Genomic DNA, 2,936 nt, shown 5'->3' with positions numbered 1-2,936 from the left:
GATAAAAATAGTAAAATCAATATATTGAAGAACAATGAAGAGTCTTTATCAAAACTGGAAAAAAATTTAATGAAATAGTTTATAGTAATAGAAGTTATAGAAAACTTTTTATAATGAAGTTTCTTTTGCTTGGTGGTATAGCTTTAAGTTTTATTATTTTATAATATTAGTAGTATAGTTATACTTAAGCAGTAAATAAATAAATTTTAAAAAGGAGAATTTTAGTGTTAAAATAATAAGTTATTGTGTATTCTTTTTGTTACTATCATTGTTAATGTGTTGTGATTTGAAATCACCATTATTAAAAGATGGTCCAGTTAGTGGTTATCAATTTGGTGATGGTTTAGTTGTAGCAGGAAATATCATAGGGGATGAAATTGATGATAAAATTGATAATTTAATTAGTTCGTTTGGTTTGGTGGATGAAGAGAAAGAGATATTAAATTATATATGTGGTGTAGTAACTATGAGCTTTGATGTTAATAATCAAGTTTTAGAAGCATCAAGTTATAAAACATATACTAAAGATGAGTTTTATAATTTATTGACCGGTTTAGGTGTTGATAAAATTAAGAAAATTATAGAACACAATTTATTTATTTTTACATCTCTTAAGGAAGTTGAAAAAGTAATAAAAGAGTCGGAACCAGACTTTAGAAGTACATATGCTTTTAGAAATGTATATATTTCATATTTAAAAGAAGCATTTAGTGGTGCTAGGTGTATTATAAAGCTATAAATAATCATCGGTTTTCAAACGATTATGCTTGGCGTGATCTTAAAGGAAGATTTGAATATATTAAAGATTCACTTTCCTATTTTATAGCAGTTGAAAAGGTATATGCAGGATTATCTTTGGAAGAAAAAGAAGTGCTTAACTATATTCAGAGCGTAGCTGCGTATCCTCTTAATGGTAATGCCCGATGTTTTGAGACGCATACTAATCTAGATTTACATTTAAAATTAGGTTTATTAGGTGTTGATAGGGCTGAAGAAATTTGGTGAAGACTTTCAGGAACATGTTTCTAGTTTTGTTGATAGATTGAATAGTGAAATGAAGCAAATCATCAATGTAGAGGATAAGAATAAGTAAAATCTTTCTCTATTTTAGGTATTCTTGATGTAATTATTATGCAAATATTACAAATGGCACTTAGTAAAATAAAGAATAAGATTAAGTAAAGAAGATTTTTAAAATTCAAATATTATTTGAGAAGTGCTTATGAGAAAGCGAATAATATTATTGTTCCTATCTTAGATAGGATAGAGATATTATTAAATTTAAAGTTATATTATGATAAGAAAGAATGTATTATTATGTTTATGTATTATAATAGCTTTAATTTCTTGCGCTCAAGGGTCGTCTATAAAGTCACCACAAGGTGATGATGGTGTTCTTGCAGCCAAGTAGTGATGCTGTGAGTTTTTTAGAAGGTGCAATTTTAACATTTTCTGGATTATCCCCAGAGTTGGGGATGATGTTTGACATATCTTTTCAAGATACATTTTGTGAAGATAAATTGATTTATAGATTAAAAATGATTGATCCAGTCGAGATGCATTCAGCTGATGAAAGTTTGAAATATGTTCTGGGCTACAGAGACAGAAGAGTAGATAGTAGATTTTTCAGGGGGTATGGGATGCCTATGGATGAATTTTTAGCAAAGATTTTGGCGAATCTGGAAGAAGATGGGTATATAGATAAATATCCTATAGCACCAATTTTGAGTAATGAGGATTTGCAGATAATATCAAGTTCATATCTAAAGGTCTTAAAAGAAAGATCAGATGTTCAAGGTGAGGGTTCTGTTAATGAAAATCGTGATTTCCTTATTAGAAGACTTGTTAATAGAATAAATCAGCTGAGAATAAATAGTGAAAGTGAAGAGAGAAAATGTGCTATGTTAACATATAGGTCGCAATTCTTTAAAAAGTTACCATTTAATATTTTTTTTGTAGAATCTGATGTGGTGGGTAGAAGAGTAGACTATATTTTCCAAACTTTAGGATGTGATGATCATGCTATCAGTGAATTGTTGCAAGTGGTTGATAATTCTAGAGAGCATCTTAATAAAGGAAATTTGTATATTGAGAGTTTGTTGAATGGATACGAAAATTATTTAATGGGAAAGCGATCAAGGATACATGCTGTGTCATAGTAAATAGATTGTTAATTAGCTCAAAAAATCGTTATCAATTTTCAATCTCTAATAATGATTTTTAGTAAATTTATCTATATTAGTGTTACTAAGTAGGAATATTGAATTTTCTTTAAACTATTTTTTATTCTTGATTTTTGAATATAATTAATATATAATATTAATACAATATTGATTAATTTTAATAATTAATAATATTGTTTAAAAGATAATAATCTTATTAGCCAATATTTGCGGTTTGTATGTATGGTATATGAGAATTATTTTGAAAAATAAAGTTTTTTTATAAGTTTTTCATTGATTATCTATAGTTATAAATATCTAAGAGAAGAGGTAAGTTCAATATAGTTTGTTTTAGAAAAAATAGATATTATTATTTTATATTTATGTTTAGGTCTAAAGATTATATAAATGAAACTAAATTTATACACTAAAAATAATTAAGGCAAGTACTGTTATTTTTAGTAGTGCCATTTAAATGATATATAAATATCTTGCATTGTTTTTAATTTTAAAAGGAGATATTAAAATATGAAGTTAATATATTATAGTTTAATACTATTAATAATAGTATCAATAGTATTATTAAGTTGTAAAACTCAAAATTCTCCTCCTGTAGGTGTGCATTCAGGTGGTGTTTTCCCAGAAAGAATAATGGGTGAGGAGGTTAAATCAATTGATGAATTGCTTGATACATTTAATCTATCTGAAGATCAGAGGGAGGCAGCTGAATATTTAAGAAAGGCATTGGTTGATGATGCTAAAACATATAGTAAT

4 protein-coding genes are annotated in these 2,936 nt (G+C 26.7%); all 4 read left to right on the top strand.

Going from position 1 to position 2,936, the window contains the following annotated elements:
- Positions 1 to 286 precede the first annotated feature (286 nt).
- Positions 287 to 739: a BTA121 domain-containing protein surface lipoprotein gene (locus tag U881_RS0103320; protein WP_024653205.1), complete on the top strand. Its 453-nt coding sequence runs from the start codon at positions 287 to 289 to the stop codon at positions 737 to 739.
- Positions 721 to 1,005 carry a hypothetical protein gene (locus U881_RS0103315; protein WP_024653204.1) on the top strand — a complete coding sequence of 95 codons (285 nt, stop codon included), beginning with the start codon at positions 721 to 723 and terminating at the stop codon, positions 1,003 to 1,005. The genes U881_RS0103320 and U881_RS0103315 overlap by 19 nt, the downstream gene beginning before the upstream one ends.
- 380 nt (positions 1,006 to 1,385) lie before the next feature.
- Complete coding sequence (locus U881_RS0103310) at positions 1,386 to 2,159, top strand: hypothetical protein (protein WP_152520673.1); 774 nt, start codon at positions 1,386 to 1,388, stop codon at positions 2,157 to 2,159.
- A 531-nt stretch (positions 2,160 to 2,690) separates the two neighbouring features.
- Positions 2,691 to 2,936 (top strand): hypothetical protein (locus tag U881_RS10770; RefSeq protein ID WP_038363367.1); only part of this gene is annotated, 246 nt, incomplete at its 3' end.

It is taken from the genome of Borrelia persica No12, assembly GCF_000500045.1.
Taxonomy (GTDB): Bacteria; Spirochaetota; Spirochaetia; order Borreliales; family Borreliaceae; genus Borrelia; species Borrelia persica.
The sequence above is the reverse complement of the archived record's forward strand: the minus strand, read 5'-3'. Positions and strand labels throughout refer to the sequence as shown.

Excerpts from the sequence above, each read along its gene's own strand:
- U881_RS0103310 (WP_152520673.1), top strand. The coding sequence starts at position 1,386 with ATGATGGTGTTCTTGCAGCCAAGTAGTGATGCTGTGAGTTTTTTAGAA.